This is a genomic window from Methylophilus sp. 3sh_L, from assembly GCF_046766015.1.
GTDB lineage: Bacteria > Pseudomonadota > Gammaproteobacteria > Burkholderiales > Methylophilaceae > Methylophilus.
This window is the reverse complement of the sequence record NZ_JBKOUF010000003.1, coordinates 136,142-154,608: the sequence shown is the minus strand read 5'-3', so window position 1 is coordinate 154,608 and position 18,467 is coordinate 136,142. Positions and strand designations below refer to the sequence as shown.

Genomic DNA, 18,467 nt, shown 5'->3' with positions numbered 1-18,467 from the left:
AGCATGCGAGTGCTGCTATTGCTGGGCAGCTTGTGCCTGCGCGTGCAATTGCTGCAAACGGGCGTGCCGCTCGGCTTCACTCAGGGCCGCCTGGCGGTTGACGCTCACCACACTAGCCATGCCTTCCAGGCCGCCCCCCATGCGTGAGCCCGTCACTGGGCTGGCACTGCGGTAATCCAGGCCCACGGCCAGTTTGATATGGGTTTCGTCGACAACCTTCCCATTGGAAACATCCAGTCCTAGCCAGGCGTCGTGCTGCCAGACCTCCACCCAGGCATGGGTTTGCATCAGGCTGCCATCTTCGGTAAACAGGTAGCCGCTCACATAACGTGCAGGCCAGCCCAGGCTGCGGCAGCAGGCAATAAAAGCATGTGCATGGTCCTGGCAGACCCCTTTGCCCAATTGGAACGCCAGCGCCGCTGGCGTGGTCACTTGCGTAGCGCCTTTGCTGTATTGCATGCGTTCGCGCAGGGCCTGCATCATTTCCAGCGCCGGGGCATGCGCAAATGCTTGGACAAAGCCAGCGATAGCGTCATCTGGCTGGGTCAGCGGGGTCTCACGCAAAAAAAGCGCTAGCGGTAATGCGTCGGCGGGGCTGCTTTGTGCCTGCCGGGTATCGACCTCACCGCTGACCGTGATCAATAACGCCTGGTGAGGGTGGTCGATGACCAGCGTATGTGCCTGGTTGCCAAATGCATCTTCAAATGGCGTCAGCTGTCCCGCCACTTTGATCTCCCACTGTTTGACTTGCTGGCGTGGGTCGCTACGCGGCGTCAGCCGTAGCTGCTGTATGGTGTATGGCACACTTTCGCTATACACGTATTGGGTTTGATGTTCGATGGTTAACTGCATGGCGCTTCCCAAATAAAAAAGCGCAGTGCTGTTAGCAACCTGCGCATGAGGGGATCATGGCAATCGGGTATCCGGCGTCAGGTAGTGGCGCTTAAAAAATTACGTTGTATTTCCTCGCCCAGTTTGCGGTTGGCCAGGATAAATTCATCCAGAAAATGATGGACGCCATCTTTTAAGATATCCAGCATGCGGCCGTAATGCAGTCTGGCATGCATCTGCCCAGCCAGCCGTTCAGCTTCGGTGTTGCGGCTACCAGCAACCTGGCGCAAGATAGGCATGATCTCTGCATAGCAGGCATGCAGCGAACGCGGCATGTCTTCACGCAGAATCAGTAATTCAGACACTTTGGTCGGCTCAATCGCATCGCGGTAGACTTTTTGATATGCCTGAAACGCTGACACCGAGCGTAATACTGCGCTCCATTCATAGTAGTCGACCGCGCCATCATTGGCTTCCTGCATGGGGATCAGGTATTCATATTTCACATCCAGCAGGCGCGCCGTATTGTCAGCACGTTCCATGAAGGTTCCCAGGCGCACAAAACTAAAGGCTTCGTCACGCAGCATGGTGCCAAAACAGACGCCGCGGAACAGGTGCGAACGGCTTTTTACCCATTCGCAAAACTCGCTTAAACCGGATTGGGTCAGGTCCTGTTTGATGTACTGCCCAAACTCGATCCACAGCGTGTTCATGTTTTCCCAGGTTTCGGTGGTCATGGCAACGCGCACGGCACGGGCGTTTTCACGCGCACTACGTAACGAGCTGTAAATGCTTGATGGATTCTGGCTATCCATCACCAGATGTTTGATGACATTGGCGGCCGACAGCTCTTTATAGAGGCCATCGTAAATATCGCGGATGCCGGCAATTTCAAGCACGGCATCCCATAGTTCGGCTTCGTTGCTGCTGTCTGAAGGCAATAAGGACATGTTATAAGTCACGTCCAGCACACGGGCGACGTTTTCAGCGCGCTCGATGTAACGTGCCATCCAATATAAGTGATCTGCGGTACGGCTTAACATATGACGGCCTCTTGCGTTACTTGTTGGGCAGCCATTTGTGACTGCACGGTTTCTACACATACATCGTCCCGCTCCAGCACCCAGGTATCTTTGGTGCCGCCCCCTTGCGAGGAGTTGACCACCAATGACCCTTCTTTGAGCGCCACGCGTGACAAACCGCCTGGCACCACGCTGACCGTTTTGCCAGACAGGACAAAAGGCCGTAAATCCACATGGCGTGGCGCAATCCCCTGGTCAACCAGGGTCGGGCAGGTAGATAACGCCAGCGTCGGTTGGGCAATATAGTTGGCGGGTTTGGAGACAATGCGTAAACGGAATTCTTCAATTTCCTGCTTGCTGGCAGTGGGGCCGACCAGCATGCCGTAGCCGCCGGAGCCCTGCACTTCCTTGACGACCAGCTCGGGCAGATGATCCAGCACATAGGCCAGATCATCTTCCTTGCTGAGTTGATACGTAGGCACGTTCTGCAGGATGGGGGACTCACCCAGATAGAACTTGATCATCTCCGGCACGTAAATATACGTCGCCTTGTCATCGGCCACGCCGGTGCCTACAGCGTTGGCCAATGTGACGCCACCATTGCGGTAAACGGAGAGCAGACCTGGCACGCCCAACAGGGAATCGGGCTTGAACACCAGAGGGTCGAGGAAGTCGTCGTCAATGCGGCGGTAAATCACGTCCACCCTTTGCGGGCCTTGCGTAGTGCGCATATAGACGGCGTTATTACGGACAAACAAATCCTGGCCTTCCACCAGTTCTATGCCCATTTGCTGGGCGAGGAAGGCATGTTCAAAGTAGGCACTGTTGTAAGCGCCCGGTGACAGCAACACCACGGTCGGATCAGTGACCCCGGTCTGGGCGACAGAGCGTAGATTATTCAACAGCACACTGGGGTAGTGTTCGACGGGTGCAATCGGGTATTTTTTAAACAAGTCCGGGAATAGCCGCATCATCATCTTGCGGTCTTCCAGCATATAAGACACGCCAGAAGGCGTACGCAGGTTATCTTCGAGCACGTAAAACTGGGATTCGCTGGTGCGGACCAGGTCAATGCCGGCCACATGTGCATATACCTGATTCGGTACATTCACGCCCACCATTTCCGGGCGGTATTGCGCGTTGGTCAGAATACTGTGCGGGACGATGCCCGCCTTGATGATTTCCTGATCGTGGTAGATATCATGCAAAAACATGTTGAGCGCACGTACGCGCTGTACAGCGCCTTTGGACAAATGCGCCCATTCACTGGCCGAAATCATGCGCGGAATCACATCAAACGGAATCAGGCGCTCGGCGCCATCTTCTTCACCATAAACGTTAAAAGTAATCCCGACACGACGGAACAGGACTTCTGCTTCCGCGCGCTTAGCCGCCAGTTGCTGCGTAGGCACATTTGCCAACCAGCGGTTATAAGCCTGGTAAATGGCCCTTATATTGCCCCCATAGCCCTGCATTTCATCAAAAAACTGTTTGGCCGTTTGCGTCATCGTGCTGGACCTTTGCCTTACTTGTAAAATTCATTTAAACAAGAGCAAGCCGTGTGCCAGCCTATAAAATCTATTTAAATCAGTTGCTTATGGTTTTGGTGAGGGGAGTTAAAAAACAAAACGCACCATTTTGGTGCGTTTTGGAATCACGGTTTTGGTGCAGACCAGGTTTTAAATAGGGTTATTCAATATTTTGAATCTGCTCGCGCATCTGCTCAATCAGCACTTTCAATTGCATAGAGACTTGTGTCGTTTCAATCGCCACCGATTTGGAGCCCAGGGTGTTGGCTTCACGGTTCATTTCCTGCATCAAAAAATCCAGCTTTTTACCCATGGTGCCGCCAGCAGTGAGGATGCGGTCCATTTCTACAATATGCGAGTTGAGCCGCGCCAGTTCTTCATCGACATCAATGCGTTGTGCATACAGCACGATTTCCTGGCGCACACGGTCATCTTCTGACTGCATCGCTTCACGCAATTTAGCGGTCAATTTTTCCTGATATTGATTGATCAGGGCAGGTAACAACGGTTTGACGATACTGATTTGTTCACGCACGCCTTGCAGGCGGTCAAGCAATACTTGTTTGAGTTTTTCACCTTCGCGTTGGCGTGCGGCAATCAATTCATCAATTGCCTGCGACAAGCCATCCAGCAGGCTCTGCGCCAGGGCTTCGGTATCCGTGCTTTCGGTTTGGCAAACGCCTGGGAGTTTGAGCACTTCAACCAGATTGACGGGTTGTGCCTGCGGAAAATGTTGTTGCAGTGCAGTCAGGGTTTGCGCGATTTGCCCCACCATCTCCGCATTGAGTGTCAAATTGGCGACTGCCGCATCGCTCTTGAGGCTGATCCGGCATTCCACCTTGCCACGTCCCAGGCGCGATTGCAGCAATTCACGCACTTGCGCCTCAAACTGGCGTAGCGCCTCATCCATTTTGACATTCAGTTCCAGGTAGCGGTGGTTAACCGCCCGTAGCTCAATCAGCAGCAGCCCACCTGTAAAACGGCTTTCAGTGGCCGCAAAGCCGGTCATACTTAACATCGGTTGGCTAGTGGGGGAATTTTTTATCGTCATCATTGGGCTCCTGGCAAACCCGCTGATTGTATCAAATGCGGTATCGTTATGCGAAAATGCTACAAACAAGGCGGCACGTTGCGCAAATCACAGCTTTCACTGACGCGCCGCCCTTAATAAAAGCCATGATTGTGACGTTAAAGCGCTAGTGAAGCTCGCTCATAAATACGATTTTGCCTTGCCGGTAGGCACCTTGCTGCATGACTACACCATTACTAAGGTGTTGAGTCTGGGCGGGTTTAGTTTCGTCTATCTGGCGCAAGATGCGCAAAAAACCACGGTTGCCATCAAAGAATACATGCCGGTGACCTTGGCCGAGCGTGAAGGCGACACGCATATCCGCTCGAATGGTAAAAATGAAGCCGCCTATAAACATGGCATGAAGTGCTTTTTTGAAGAAGGCCTGGCGCTGGCCAATATTGAGCACAAAAATATCGTGCGTGTGAAAAACTTCTTCCGCGCCAACAGCACCGTCTATATGGTGATGAAATATGAGCGCGGCAAATCGCTGCAAGACTACATCATGGCCTTAGCGCAGCCTGTGCCCGAGAGTTTTCTGATCCGCATGTTTGTCGAGCTGCTCAATGGTTTGCGCGAAGTCCATTCGCGCAAATTGCTGCATCTGGATATCAAGCCGGCCAATATTTATATCCGCCTGGATGGCTCGCCGGTGCTGCTGGACTTCGGATCGGCGCGCCAGGCGTTGTCCGAGGTGTCGTTAGCACCGACTTACACCCCCGGCTATGCGCCCCCGGAGCAATACATAGACCGCAAACACCTGGGCCCGTGGAGCGACATATACAGCATAGGCGCCAGCATGTATGCCTGTTTGCAGCGCGCCTCGCCTGTGGCTGCCAATCTGCGGCTCAAGAATGACTCCTTGGTGCCAGCCATCGAGCTTGGCAAACAGATATACTCTGAAAAATTGCTGGCGATTATTGATGAGTGTATGCAGCTCGACTACATGCTCAGGCCGCAAAGTGTATTTTCATTGCAGAAAAAAATGATCGGCATCCATGTGGCTGAAGATCCGCGTGGCTCGCTGGTGGATAAAATTATTAAAGTGTTGACCAAGCCACTATAAGCCACTATGAAATTCATCCTATGAAATTCACCATTGCACAAGGCAGTCGCCAGGGGCCGCGACCTTATAACCAAGACCGGCTGGCGTACTCTTACCACCGCCATGCCATTTTTATGGTGTTGGCAGATGGCATGGGCGGTCACCAGCATGGCGATGTGGCGGCCGAAATCGCGGTCAAAACCATGATCGATGCCTTTCAGCGCGAGTCACAACCCATGATTGCGCAACCAGCCCAATTTTTGCGCGAGCAGATTGCGCAGGCGCATGAGGTGATCGAAAGCGTCCGCCTGCAAAAACGCCTGCAAGAGTCGCCGCGCACCACCATCGTTGTGGCGTTGATCCAACACAACAAACTGTTTTGCGCCCATGTCGGCGATTCCCGTGCTTACCTTTACCGCAACGGCCTGGTCGAGTTTCAAACCGAAGATCATTCCGTGGTGCAATCCTTGTTGCGCGAGGGTAAAATCCGCGCCGACGAGGTCAACCATCATCCGCACCGCAATAAAATTTATAATTGCGTCGGCGGGGATCGCGAGCCACAGGTTGAACTGACCGCGCCGATTCCATTGCGCGAGGGCGATGTGGTGCTGCTGTGTTCGGATGGCGTCTGGAATGTGGTGTCCGAGATCAGCATGGCGCAACATATGCTGGCGGCGGATATTCATGATGGCGTCACGCGCTTGCTTGACGATGCTGATGCCGCCAGTCTTACCGTTGGTGATAACATGAGCGCCATTGCGTTGCAGTGGGGCGAACGCATAGTTACCCCGCTGACGATCTCAACGCTGGATTTACCGCTAGACGTCACCACCACCATGATGAATGAAAGTCCGGCCACGCCCAGTCCTTATGCCTTAGACCTGACGGACGAAGAAATTGAAAAGGCGATTGCCGAGATACAAGAAGCGCTGGGCAGAACCCGGCAATTGATTAAATAAGAGAAAGTAACCATGACCAGACCCAGCCAGCGCGCCAACGACCAGTTGCGTGCCATCGAAATCATCCGCCATTACACCAAGCATGCTGAAGGCTCTGTGCTGGTTAAATTTGGCGATACGCAAGTGATTTGCACCGCCAGCGTAGAAGAAAAAGTGCCTGGCTTTTTAAAAGGCAAAGGCCAGGGCTGGGTGACGGCAGAATATGGCATGCTGCCACGTTCAACAGGTTCACGCATGGACCGCGAAGCCGCGCGCGGTAAACAAACTGGCCGTACGCAAGAAATCCAGCGCCTGATCGGCCGTAGCTTGCGCGCCATTATTGACCTCGAAAAACTCGGTGAACGCACTATTCACTTTGACTGTGACGTGATCCAGGCTGATGGTGGCACACGCACCGCCAGTATTACCGGCGCCTATGTCGCCATGGTGGATGCCGTGAGCACTTTGCTGCAAAAAGGCCTGCTGACTGAAAGCCCGATCAAAGATTCTGTGGCTGCTATTTCCGTGGGTGTCTATCAAGGTACGCCAGTGTTAGACCTGGACTATATTGAAGACTCCGACTGCGATACTGACATGAACGTGGTCATGACCGGCAAAGGTGGTTTTGTAGAAATTCAGGGCACTGCCGAAGGTGAACCGTTTGCGCGTGAAACCATGAACCAGATGCTAGACCTGGCCGCTAAAGGCATCAGCGAAATTTCCGTGATTCAAAAAACCGCACTGGCCGCTTAAGCATGGCCTTGCCCTTCAATAAACTGGTCATTGCCTCCGGTAACAAAGGCAAAATCCGTGAAATTGCGCATTTGCTGGCCCCCTTGAATATCGAGGCGGTGCCGCAATCCGAGTTGCATGTACTAGAGTGCCCCGAGCCGTATGGCACTTTTATTGAAAACGCGCTGGCCAAGGCGCGCCACGCCAGCCAGCATACCGGCTTGCCCGCACTGGCGGATGATTCCGGTTTATGTGTTGATGCCTTGCATGGCGCGCCTGGCGTGATCTCAGCTCGCTACGCCGGGCCACAACCGACCAAAAGCCTGCTCACGCAAGACGAGCGCAACAACGATAAATTGCTCGCGGCCATGGAACGTATTGCCGACCGCCGTGCCTATTTCTATAGCGTGGTCGTGCTAGTGCGTCATCCACAAGACCCGCAGCCTTTGATTGCTGATGGCATGTGGCGCGGTGAAATCCTGCGTGAGTTCCGCGGCACCGAAGGCTTTGGTTACGATCCACTGTTTCTGGATACGCAGACAGGCAAAACCGTGGCAGAATTACCGCTTGAGATCAAAAGCCAGTTGAGTCACCGCGGCCAAGCGATGGCAAAACTGCTGCAACAGCTACACACACTAAGCAATTAATCAGGTGAGTAAATAAGTAAATGAGTAATGAATGGCCAAAATGGGTACGCGATGACGGTTCGGTGGTTTCCTGCACCGAAAAGGTCAAAGTCATGGCCGAAAATTTTGATGAACTGAAACAGATTGCACAAGATGCGCTGGAAGATGGCTTGCTGATGGAAGTCAGCGAAGCGCAAATGCGCAAAGCCTTGCACGAGCTTGTCGATACCTTAATCAATCCTTATAACAAGATTTAGGGAAGTGCTGAATAATTGAGCGAGCGGGATAAAGTGCAAGGCGCACGGAGCACAGGAACCGAGACAGTACGTGGTGTACGGCTCGGCTGCGAGCACCGCGCAACGCAGCAATTTGCCCGCGCAGTCAATTATTCAGTGCTTCCTTAGGCTTGCCAAATGGCAACCCTCTCACCCCAACACATCCTCCAAACCGTTTTCGGTTACAACCAGTTCCGCCACCAGCAACAAGCCATCGTTGAGCATGTGATTGCAGGCGACGATGCGCTGGTGCTGATGCCAACCGGCGGCGGAAAATCCCTTTGTTACCAGATTCCCGCCTTGGCCCGCGATGGGTTGGCGATTGTGGTTTCGCCCTTGATTGCCCTGATGCAAGACCAGGTTGAAGCCTTGCAACAATTAGGTGTGAATGCCGCTTTTTTAAATTCCAGTTTAAGCGCAGAAGATAATTCCCGTATCACCCGCCAGGTAGTGAGTGGTGAAATCAAAATACTGTATGTGGCGCCCGAGCGGCTCATGGTCGGCAGCTTTTTAAGCCTGCTCGATGAAGTGCAGCAGCATGTTGGCCTCGCTCTGTTTGCGATCGATGAGGCGCATTGCGTCTCGCAATGGGGACATGATTTCCGGCCGGAATATCGCCAGCTCACCGTGTTGCATAATCGCTTCCCAGATGTGCCGCGTATTGCGCTCACGGCTACGGCAGATGCACCTACACGTGCCGAAATTATCAGCCAGCTCAACCTCGAAAACGCCCGCCAGTTTGTCTCCAGTTTTGACCGCCCGAATATCCGCTACCACGTCGGCATTAAAAATAATGCCCGCCAGCAATTACAGGCCTTTCTGGAGCGCGAACATCCTAACGACGCTGGCATTATTTATTGCCTCTCCCGCAGAAAAGTCGAAGAAACCGCCGCCTGGCTGGTTGAAAAAGGCTGGTCTGCCTTGCCATACCACGCCGGGTTGCCTGCGCAGTTACGCGAACATCACCAGCGGCGCTTCCTGCGTGAAGAAGGCATCATCATGGTGGCAACCATCGCATTCGGCATGGGCATCGATAAACCCAACGTGCGATTTGTCGCGCATCTAGACCTGCCAAAAAGCATGGAAGGCTATTACCAGGAAACCGGCCGTGCCGGGCGTGATGGCCTGCAAGCCAATGCCTGGATGGTCTACGGCATGGGCGATGTCGTCTCCATGCGGCAAATGCTCGATAGCGGCGAAGCCTCCGAAGAACGCAAACGGCTGGAACGCCTGAAGCTGGATGCCTTGCTCGGCTACTGCGAGTCCACCGCCTGCCGCCACCAGACCATTTTGCGCTACTTTGGCGAAAGTCATCCCGGCGCCTGCGAGCAATGCGATAACTGCCTGCACCCGGTAGAAACCTGGCAAGCCACCCAGGTCGCGCAAATGGCGCTTTCCTGTGTCTACCGCACCGGGCAAAGATTCGGTGTCGGGCATTTAATTGACGTACTCACCGGCAAAGTCACACCACAAGTAGAGCGTTTTGGTCATGAAAAAGTCAGCACCTTTGGCATCGGTAAAACCATAAATCAAGCGCAATGGAGCGGCGTGTATCGCCAATTGATTGCAGCGGGATTTTTAGAAACTGATTTATCAGGCTATGGCGGTTTGCATCTCACTGAAGCAGCGCGACCAGTGTTAAAAGGCGAGCAGGAAGTCTGGTTACGCCGCGATGCCGAACCCGAAAAACGCATGAGCAAAGCTGAGCGCAGCGCCCGCGCCAAAGAAGCTTTTGAAGGTGCGAATGATGATCCGCTTTGGCAAGCACTTAAAGCCAAGCGGCTGGAACTGGCAAGAGAGCAGGGCGTACCACCGTATGTGATTTTTCACGATAGTACTCTGCTCGAAATTCATAATCGCAAACCGCAGACCTTGAATGACATGGGGCAGATTAGCGGGATAGGGCAAGCAAAATTGCAGAAATACGGGGATGCGTTTTTATTAGTATTAAGTGATCTTGTTTAGAGATTTGAGTGATTAATTTTAATATTATGATAGTGACTGACCAATTTTTTTCTGTAATATTTGTATCAATAGATTGAATATCTAAAAAGTGTTCTAATTCATTTCACTTCATAACTTGTCAGAACATTTTATGGCTCAAGATAACATCAGAATAAAATATGCTTTATATCTTAAGGGATGGTCATATGAAGGGGGCGACGTAAGCTTTTTGACTTTAAACGCCCAAAAGATTCCTCCTAATGAGTTTCAGGAAAGTATGCTTGGTCACATTTTTTGTCCAGGATGTAAGACACGACTCACTCGTTCGCCTAAAAACAAACCAATTTTTTCCAATCAACGTAAAGCTTGCTTCGTTCACTTACCATCATATAGCGATGTAGAGTGTGATTTAAGAACGCCGAAGCCAGAAGGTATGAAATATCTTACTGAGGAGTTGGCACTTCAAGCGATCGCCGATGATCAACTTGTAATCGTTAATGGGTTTATAAAAACATTACCTGAGCCTAATAAAGGTCCAGGAGAGCCTTATGATCAGAGTGCAGTTGAGGATATAAACGGACCAGTTTCAGAAATTCCCATTGCTCGCTATCAAAAAGATGTATTTAAGTTGCCCAGTAGAATTTCAACTGTCACGGGCATTTGTCGAAAATTTGATGAAAATCTTTATAAGTACTATGTTTTACCAGGTCAACTTACAGCAACCAGATTAATAGATAGTTTATTAAGTGTTCAGGACATTGATGGCCCTGAGGATACACCAAGATTATATTGGGGAGAAATAATCCAATCTTTCAATGCTGGACAAAATCCAAAACCTACGAATCTTCGAATGACAGAATTAAAGTCGGGCAAAGCGATTAAAGATTTTTACTTGAAGGCTGTTGATTCAAGCCAAGCAGAGAAAGGAATTAATGATAAATCGATTGGGCGAATAGTTTTATTCTGGGGGAAAATTACATGGAATGGGATCGGTTTGTGCATTGAGCGTCCAGCGTGGGGGGAGTTTTCCCTATTGCCAGTGCAGTATGAAAGATTACTAAAAACATAATTTCATTGTCTGAAAATTATTAGTTCAGATCACAATTCAATCTAAAGTTTAGATGCAAGTATTGTTAGTTTGTTGGCCACGCGTTCAATCATCGGCCCATCATCGCTAAGCTAATTTCCCGATTCTCAAACCTGCTTCAAAAATCGCATTTCTTAAAGTCTCCATACAAGGCGCAAACTCCACACTGAAGCCGTGATGTTGGCCAAGCTGTTGCAGGTAGGCTTGAGCAAGACTCAGTGCTTGTTTCCAGGTTGGTGCGCCAATTTCGCCACTGATTTCTGCGGTGGTAAACGATTGTGGGAGTTGTCCACCGGTCGTCGGTGCAAATGCCATTGGTAGCATGTCATAAGCGGGGGCGAGTTCGTATGGTCGGCCGTGTTCGCTCATAAACGATACATTTCCGTTGTGCATATCGGTGTTGCCTATCAATTTGCCAAACGCATAGAGCAGTTGCGCACCATGTGCTGCCTCTGCGGTGATCACTTTTTGTGCGGCCAGTTGTTGTGTAATCACTGGCCAGCTTGCGTTTGCTTTACCCACAAACTCGGCATCAAGCGCAGCTAATGAAAATAAGGCGCGGCGGCCATGTTCGCCAATGCGGTCAAAGCGTTGCACTTGCAAAAAGCGTTGTGTGTCGGTGTCAATAATCTCTGAGGCTGATGCTGACATGCCTGCTTGGAGTAGCGTTTCTAATGCAAGATGTTCTGCCAAGAGCAAATCTGCCCAACGTTGGGTGACTGGGTTTTGTGCGGGCAAACTGAATTTGACCAGCACATGTTGTGGGTCCTGCGCTGTTTGCACATAGGCAGTGAATTTGGGTTGCTCACCTCCTGCAGAAGAGCCTGGCGTGTCGCCGCGAGCGGCTTCTTCGGCAAGACGTAAAAAGTGCTGTGGGCGATCAGTTTGGGCGATGGGTGCCAGTGTCGTAGCGTTTATAAAGTGCGCACGAGCCACTTCACCCAGTAGCAGGTTGCCTGCCACGTCTTGTCCATGTGCGAGCAATGCACGTAGGCTGTGCGTGTCAGTCCAATCACTCAGTTTCTCTGGTAAGCCCAGCGCTGCCGCATGGCGGACGGCATAGGCGCGACCAAGAAAGCCTTGCGGGCGCATGTCATATAACCACCAGGGTAAGCTATCAAAGTGGCTGGTGATACCATCACTTTGCTGCATTACAAATCCTTGTGGTCTCACAGGGATCAGCGTGCCTAACTCGCTGATTTTACCGTCGCTATCCACACGATAAACCGGAATGTCATCAAAGCCACGGGAAGGGTCACGCAGGCAATATTGAATAGAGGCGGCAGCACCCACGCGCACCAGTTCATGATTTAATTGAGATAAAGCACGTGATACGGTAGGCTGACTAATTCCAATTAAATCAGCCAGTTGCTTTGCTTTTATCGGGCCATTGGCCAAATGTAAGCGCAGTGCTTGGGTGTAGTCAGCCATGGTTTGAATAGATGTTTGAATAAATAATTGAATAGATATAATAGGCGCGTAATGGGGCAAACACAACTTATTTGTTTGTGGTGGTGTATTGGCAGCGCGTTCATAGACGCGCAAGTGAATTAGCGAAGATTTTTGAGTAAGGGTTTGAGTGTCGGCCAAACATTTTCGAGTAACTTAGACTGTGCATTCACATTCGGGTGTAGGCCATCTTCAATCACTAAATCTGCGTGTCCGCTAATCCCATCCAGAAAAAACGGGATAAAGGGTGTTTTGTATTTTTCTGATAAATCAAGAAACGCCGCTTTAAAACCATTGGTATATTTAGGGCCATAGTTAGGCGGGATCAGCATGCCAAGTAATACAACCTGTGCATTCGCCTGTTTGCTGGCTTGAATCATTTTCTCCAGGTTATTTTTCATCGCGTCTACTGGCAAGCCGCGCAGGCCGTCGTTGGCGCCTAGTTCCAGCACGACGATACGGGGTTTAAACTGCTTGAGTGCTGCAGGTAATCTGCTGAGTCCGCCAGCGGTTGTTTCACCACTGACACTGGCGTTGGCAACTTCGTAGGGCAATTGCTTGTCTTTCACTCGTTGCGCTAATAAATTGACCCAGCCTTTTTCTTTGGGAATGCCATAGGCGGCGGATAAACTGTCTCCAAATACCAGAATCACCGGTTTGGATGTTGTCTCAGCCAGGGCAGCATGGGAAAAAAACAGAGTAGTGCATACGCTTAATATTTTGAGAAAACGGAACATCATTAATGCAAGCCCCTTATGCGGTTGAAGCAGTGTCTTTAAGTAAAACGGTTGTTTCCAATGATACAACAATCCCCATTTTGACTAATTTGAATCTTGCCGTACCCAAGGGTGAGAGGCTTGCGATCATCGGGAGTTCAGGTTCTGGTAAATCTACCTTGCTGGGTTTGCTGGCGGGGCTGGATATTGCCAGTAGTGGCAAGGTGTTGATTGATGGCAGCGATATTGGTCCGTTGGATGAAGATGGCCGCGCCGCCATTCGTGCCAAGCATATGGGGTTTGTCTTTCAGTCGTTCCAATTATTGGGCTCACTAACGGCATTTGAAAATGTGATGTTGCCTTTGCAGTTGGCGAGTCGCAGTGATGCGTCGTCTATCGCGATGGCTGCGCTCGAAAGTGTCGGCCTTGCAGCGCGCTCAACGCACTATCCAAAACAGTTATCTGGCGGTGAACAGCAACGAGTGGCGATTGCCAGGGCATTTGCGGCCAAGCCTTCGATTTTATTTGCCGATGAGCCGACTGGTAACCTGGATGCCGCAACTGGTGAATCTATCATTGAGTTGCTATTTGACCTGAATGTGAAAAGCGGCACGACGTTGGTGCTAGTGACACATGATATGAATCTGGCACGGCGTTGCCAGCGCGTGTTGAATTTGCAGAATGGTCAACTCAAAGAAATTGATATTGCAGACAACAAAGCAGGGGCGCATTAATGCTGGCGCTTTCTATTGCCTGGCGCCAGTGTCGTAGCCTGTGGTCATCAGGTGAAATCCGTGTCTTGCTGTTTGCGTTGATTCTGGCAGTGACGGCAACCACCTCAGTCAGTTTTTTCACTGACCGCATCAAATCCGGCATGCAAACACAGGGCAACGTGCTGCTTGGCGGCGATCTGGTGGTGATGTCAGATCATGCCATCCCGGCAAGCTATTTGGTAGAAGCGCAACGGCGGCAATTCCAGACCACGCAGACCATGGAGTTTCCAAGCATGGTGCTGAATGGCGAGAGCAGCCAGCTCGCCGAAATCAAGGCCGTGGAGTCCGGTTTTCCATTGCGCGGTCATTTAACCATTAGCAAATCTGCATCACGCCAACAACTGGCGACGGACGTTCCTGCCAAGGGCACTGTCTGGATAGAGCCTAGCCTGGCAAAAAAACTCGCATTGAATATTGGCGATAACATCAGTGTCGGCGATAGTCAGTTTAAGGTGTCGGCCTTGTTGTTGCTGGAGCCTTCGCGTGGCGGTGATATGTTCAGTATTGCGCCAAGGGTGTTTATGAATAGCGCCGATGTGGCGGCGACTGGCTTAATCCAGTTTGGTAGCCGAGTGAAATACCAGTTACTGGTTGCCAGCCAAGCGAATGAACAAGATGCAATGCAGGCTTATGCTGACTGGCTGAAACCACAATTAGGTAGAGGCGAGCGGGTAGAAGATGTGCGTAGTGCGCGGCCAGAAATGCGCAATGCGCTAGATAAGGCGCAACAGTTCCTTGGTATTGCTTCCACCGTTGGCGTGATTCTGGCCATGGTCGCCATGTTGCTGGCGAGCATACCCTATGTGCAAAAAAGCCTTGATACCTATGCACTGATGCGTTGCTTTGGCGCGACCAAACAACTGATTACGCAGATTTTGCTGTACCAGACATTGTTGCTGGCCTTGGTTGGCAGCGTCATAGGTTGTGTACTGGGCTTTGCCGCGCAATATGGATTAGCCATATTCGCTGAACGTCTGTTTTTGGAGACGTTGCCTAGCCCTGGCTGGATGCCAGTGATTTTGGGGTTTGTCACAGGGTTTGCCACTTTACTCACCGTCGTCTGGCCGCAGTTGATGCGCTTGCAAGCGGTGCCTGCCTTACGCATTTTGCGCCAGGATCTGGAGGGCAATGTGCGCAACAATGGCCTCGTATTTTTACCGGCATTTCTGGTATTGGCCGGCTTGGTATTCTGGCATTCCGGCGATCTTAAACTGGCAGGCATTGTATTGGCTGCGCTGGTGGCTTTGGTCGTAGTGGCCAGTGTTTTGGCTTTGGCCGGTATGCGGCTGATACGCGCATTATCCAAACAAGAGGTTGGGGCTTCGCAACGCTTTGGCGTGATTCAACTCGGCTTGATGGGATTCCGTCGCCGCCCGGCCTTAACCGTGGCGCAAGTGGTCGGTTTGAGCATGGGCCTAATGGCGATTTTATTGCTGGCCTTTGTGCGTAATGATCTGCTGAAAAACTGGCAAACCTCATTACCGGCAGATGCGCCTAACCGCTTTGTGATTAATATCCAGGCAGAGCAGATTCCAGGCATCAATGCATTACTGACTGAGCAAGGTATTAGCCATGCGGATATTTTCCCCATGGTGCGCGCACGCTTGGAATCAGTGAATGGCAAACCCATCAGTGCAGCGGATTACAGCGATGACAAAGCTAAACGCATGGCAGAGCGTGAGTTTAACCTGTCATGGGCGGTAGACATGCAAGCGGATAATACATCTGTGGCCGGGCAGTGGTGGCAAGCTGAAGACGCAGGTAAACATCTGTTGTCTTTAGAGCAGGAACTGGCGAAGACGCTCAAACTGAAATTGGGCGATCAACTCACTTATGACGTGGCGGGCACCAAGCTTAACCTGACCATTTCCAACCTGCGTAAGGTGGAGTGGAGCAGCATGCATGTGAATTTCTTCGCCGTGACGCCGCCAAAGGTGCTGGATAATTATGCCGCCAGTTATCTCACCAGCTTTCACCTGCCTGCGGATCAGGAAGAAACCATTAATCGCCTGGTCAAACAGTTTCCCAACCTGACCATTATCAATGTGTCTGCGCTGATGGAGCAGATTCAAACCCTGATCAGCAAAATGAGTTATGCCATTGAGTTTGTGTTTGGTTTTAGTTTGCTGGCGGGCTTGGCTGTACTTTATGCAGCACTGATGGCGACACGTGAGGAACGGGTGCGTGAAAGCACGTTGATGCGAGTACTGGGGGCTTCAAGGCGGCAAGTGATCTCCGCCATGCTGGTGGAGTTTGTCAGTGTCGGTTTGCTCGCCAGCGTGGTCGCGATTATTTTTACTAATATCGCTGCTTATTACCTGGCGAATCTCGTACTGAAAGTGGATTACCAGTTCAATGCCTGGCTCACTGTCGAGGCCGTGATCGCGGCGGTTGTGCTGGTGCCATTGGCGGCTTGGTTGGTGGCGCGACACCAGTTTAATCAACCGCCCAGGGCATTGTTGCAAAGCATATAGGTCAGTCAGGTGTGAGTGTTCCGAGTTAAAATGCGCGCATGATCCCTATTTACCCTGCCAACAGTTTAAGTGACGCGCCCCTGCAAGGCGATGTCACGCTGAGCGGCCTGACCAATCCGCCACCGTTGTCGCTCTATATCCATATTCCGTGGTGCGTGCGCAAATGTCCGTACTGCGACTTTAATTCGCATGAAGCGCGGCAAGAGATTCCAGAAGCCGCGTATGTCGATGCGCTGATTGCCGACCTGGAACAAGCCACACCACTGGTATGGGGACGCAAAATCCGCAGTGTGTTTTTTGGCGGGGGTACGCCCAGCATTTTCTCTGCCGAATCGATTGATAAGATACTGAGCCATGTGCGCATGCTGACCCCGCTGGAATATGGCGCGGAAGTCACCTTGGAAGCCAACCCCGGCACGGTAGATATCGCTAACTTCAAGGGTTATCGCGACGCAGGCGTAAACCGTGTTTCGCTGGGCATACAAAGTTTCCAGCCACAATATCTCAAATCCCTAGGCCGTATTCATGACCGTGAACAGGCGCTCGCGGCGGCAGAGTTGGCATTGAACACCTTTGATAAGGTGAATCTGGATGTGATGTATGCCTTGCCAGAGCAAAGCCTGGAAGATGCCTTAAAAGATGCTGAAACCGCCTGCCAGATCAAGCCTGCGCATCTGTCGTTCTACCACCTGACGCTGGAACCCAACACGCCATTTCACCGCACACCACCCAGCCTGCCGGATGACGATACCAGCGCTACCATGCAGGAAGAAATCGAGAAAATTTTGGCCGCGAATGGTTACCAGCACTACGAAACCTCAGCGTTTGCCCAGCCAGGCCAGCAGTGTCAGCACAACCTCAACTATTGGACCTTTGGCGACTATTTAGGCATAGGCGCGGGTGCGCATTCTAAGTTGAGTTTTCACGACAAGATCATTCGCCAGAGCCGGCATAAGCATCCGAAGCGTTATCTTGAAGCAGTTACTACCGGGCAGGTGGTGGATAGTGAATGGCAGATTGGGCGTGAGGACCTGGCGTTTGAGTTTATGATGAATGCGTTGCGCTTAGTGGATGGCGTTGAGGCTGGGTTGTTTCAGCAACGGACGGGATTGCCATTAAGGACGATTCAGTCAACCTTGCAGGCGGCGCAGCAACAGGGGTTGTTGGCTGAGCAGAGTGGAGTGATTGCACCGACATTGAAAGGGCAGCGGTTTTTGAATGAGTTATTGGGGATGTTTTTACCGTAATACTTGACGCAAGCAGGAGTTTTAAAGTGGTAGGGTGGGCATATATGCCCACGCTTGTGATCGGTGATTGATTGTCACGCTCTCTGTCGCCCTTCGGCGAGTCACTTTTCTTTGCTTGCACAAAGATAAAGTAACCAAAAGAAAGTGCACCCTAGCTTCCGCTTTTATCCTGCGTTGCTCGTCAAAATAAGCGCTCGCAGAACTCATCCTAGCGGCCTGCACAAAACGCAGGCCACCGCGGGATTCGAACAGCCGCTCGCTTGATCTTATTTTGCCTGCGCTACTCGGCGCGTCAGATAGGGGCCCCGGAACACCATGCGACTGCCACCGTTGGCGGATTGAATAAAAGAATTATTTTTTTGAACGGCCCCAAACTTCTACGCTCGTAGTTTGGCGAGACAAATCCCATTCCATCACGCTGAGTAGCGGAGACAAAGTAAGGGAGAAGGGAGCGACTGTCTAAGCTCCGCGGCAGCTTGCGGGGTGTGCAAGCTGCTGGGGCGGGTTTCGTGACCGCCCACTTTGTTGATAACTAAGACTGCGCACCAGTCTGTTACGGCGGAGGCTAACTTGCGCAGCAATTTTAAGCGTAGCGGCCGTAGCCAACAACGCAAGGCAGCCGAAGGCCGTGATGGCTGGGTGCCCTTCTCTTTGGCTACGGCCGCCACCGCGTGACTTAACCTAAAGGTTAGCCTACGCCGAAACACTGC

The 18,467-nt window shown here is 51.6% G+C and carries 16 protein-coding genes; 10 read left to right on the top strand and 6 right to left on the bottom strand.

The window, feature by feature from the left end; all coding sequences use genetic code 11:
- Positions 1 to 15: 15 nt before the first annotated feature.
- From ACIDF8_RS08455 to ACIDF8_RS08440, 4 genes are all read right to left on the bottom strand, one after another.
- Positions 16 to 852 (bottom strand): transglutaminase family protein, encoded by an 837-nt coding sequence (locus ACIDF8_RS08455; RefSeq protein ID WP_412010178.1) that lies wholly within the window; start codon positions 850 to 852, stop codon positions 16 to 18.
- Positions 853 to 929: 77 nt separating this feature from the next.
- Positions 930 to 1,874, bottom strand: coding sequence for an alpha-E domain-containing protein (locus ACIDF8_RS08450; protein ID WP_412010177.1), 945 nt, complete (start codon positions 1,872 to 1,874; stop codon positions 930 to 932).
- Positions 1,868 to 3,361, bottom strand: coding sequence for a circularly permuted type 2 ATP-grasp protein (locus ACIDF8_RS08445; protein WP_412010176.1), 1,494 nt, complete (start codon positions 3,359 to 3,361; stop codon positions 1,868 to 1,870). The genes ACIDF8_RS08450 and ACIDF8_RS08445 overlap by 7 nt, the downstream gene beginning before the upstream one ends.
- Before the next feature lie 181 nt (positions 3,362 to 3,542).
- Positions 3,543 to 4,436, bottom strand: coding sequence for a YicC/YloC family endoribonuclease (locus ACIDF8_RS08440; protein WP_412010175.1), 894 nt, complete (start codon positions 4,434 to 4,436; stop codon positions 3,543 to 3,545).
- A 145-nt stretch (positions 4,437 to 4,581) separates the two neighbouring features.
- Here ACIDF8_RS08440 and ACIDF8_RS08435 point away from each other — a divergent pair, with 145 nt between their 5' ends.
- From ACIDF8_RS08435 to ACIDF8_RS08405, 7 genes are all read left to right on the top strand, one after another.
- A complete protein-coding gene (locus ACIDF8_RS08435; protein ID WP_412010174.1) occupies positions 4,582 to 5,517 on the top strand; it encodes a serine/threonine protein kinase in 936 nt (311 codons plus the stop codon).
- A 20-nt stretch (positions 5,518 to 5,537) separates the two neighbouring features.
- Positions 5,538 to 6,455, top strand: coding sequence for a PP2C family protein-serine/threonine phosphatase (locus ACIDF8_RS08430; protein ID WP_412010173.1), 918 nt, complete (start codon positions 5,538 to 5,540; stop codon positions 6,453 to 6,455).
- Between the two features lie 12 nt (positions 6,456 to 6,467).
- Complete coding sequence (gene rph / locus ACIDF8_RS08425; protein ID WP_412010172.1) at positions 6,468 to 7,187, top strand: ribonuclease PH; 720 nt, start codon at positions 6,468 to 6,470, stop codon at positions 7,185 to 7,187.
- 2 nt (positions 7,188 to 7,189) lie between these two features.
- A complete protein-coding gene (gene rdgB, locus ACIDF8_RS08420) occupies positions 7,190 to 7,813 on the top strand; it encodes an RdgB/HAM1 family non-canonical purine NTP pyrophosphatase (RefSeq protein ID WP_412010171.1) in 624 nt (207 codons plus the stop codon).
- Between the two features lie 20 nt (positions 7,814 to 7,833).
- Positions 7,834 to 8,049, top strand: a complete 216-nt coding sequence (locus ACIDF8_RS08415) for a hypothetical protein (RefSeq protein WP_412010170.1) — start codon at positions 7,834 to 7,836, stop codon at positions 8,047 to 8,049.
- A gap of 156 nt (positions 8,050 to 8,205) precedes the next feature.
- Positions 8,206 to 10,032 (top strand): DNA helicase RecQ, encoded by a 1,827-nt coding sequence (gene recQ, locus ACIDF8_RS08410; protein WP_412010169.1) that lies wholly within the window; start codon positions 8,206 to 8,208, stop codon positions 10,030 to 10,032.
- Between the two features lie 130 nt (positions 10,033 to 10,162).
- Entirely contained in the window at positions 10,163 to 11,080 is a 918-nt protein-coding gene (locus tag ACIDF8_RS08405) for a hypothetical protein (RefSeq protein WP_412010168.1), read from the top strand.
- A gap of 105 nt (positions 11,081 to 11,185) precedes the next feature.
- Here ACIDF8_RS08405 and yjjJ read toward each other — a convergent pair whose 3' ends face one another.
- Both yjjJ and ACIDF8_RS08395 read right to left on the bottom strand, forming a co-directional pair.
- Complete coding sequence (gene yjjJ / locus ACIDF8_RS08400) at positions 11,186 to 12,529, bottom strand: type II toxin-antitoxin system HipA family toxin YjjJ (RefSeq protein WP_412010167.1); 1,344 nt, start codon at positions 12,527 to 12,529, stop codon at positions 11,186 to 11,188.
- A 119-nt stretch (positions 12,530 to 12,648) separates the two neighbouring features.
- The gene (locus ACIDF8_RS08395; RefSeq protein WP_412010166.1) at positions 12,649 to 13,287 is read right to left on the bottom strand and encodes an arylesterase; all 639 of its coding nucleotides are present in this window, start codon (positions 13,285 to 13,287) and stop codon (positions 12,649 to 12,651) included.
- Positions 13,288 to 13,289: 2 nt separating this feature from the next.
- Here ACIDF8_RS08395 and ACIDF8_RS08390 point away from each other — a divergent pair, with 2 nt between their 5' ends.
- From ACIDF8_RS08390 to hemW, 3 genes are read left to right on the top strand one after another with little or no spacing between them, the layout of a single operon-like run.
- The gene (locus ACIDF8_RS08390) at positions 13,290 to 13,997 is read left to right on the top strand and encodes an ABC transporter ATP-binding protein (protein ID WP_412010165.1); all 708 of its coding nucleotides are present in this window, start codon (positions 13,290 to 13,292) and stop codon (positions 13,995 to 13,997) included.
- Positions 13,997 to 16,510 (top strand): ABC transporter permease, encoded by a 2,514-nt coding sequence (locus tag ACIDF8_RS08385; RefSeq protein ID WP_412010164.1) that lies wholly within the window; start codon positions 13,997 to 13,999, stop codon positions 16,508 to 16,510. Before ACIDF8_RS08390 ends, ACIDF8_RS08385 begins: the two co-directional genes overlap by 1 nt.
- A gap of 38 nt (positions 16,511 to 16,548) precedes the next feature.
- Complete coding sequence (hemW, locus tag ACIDF8_RS08380) at positions 16,549 to 17,757, top strand: radical SAM family heme chaperone HemW (RefSeq protein WP_412010163.1); 1,209 nt, start codon at positions 16,549 to 16,551, stop codon at positions 17,755 to 17,757.
- Positions 17,758 to 18,467: the final 710 nt, after the last annotated feature.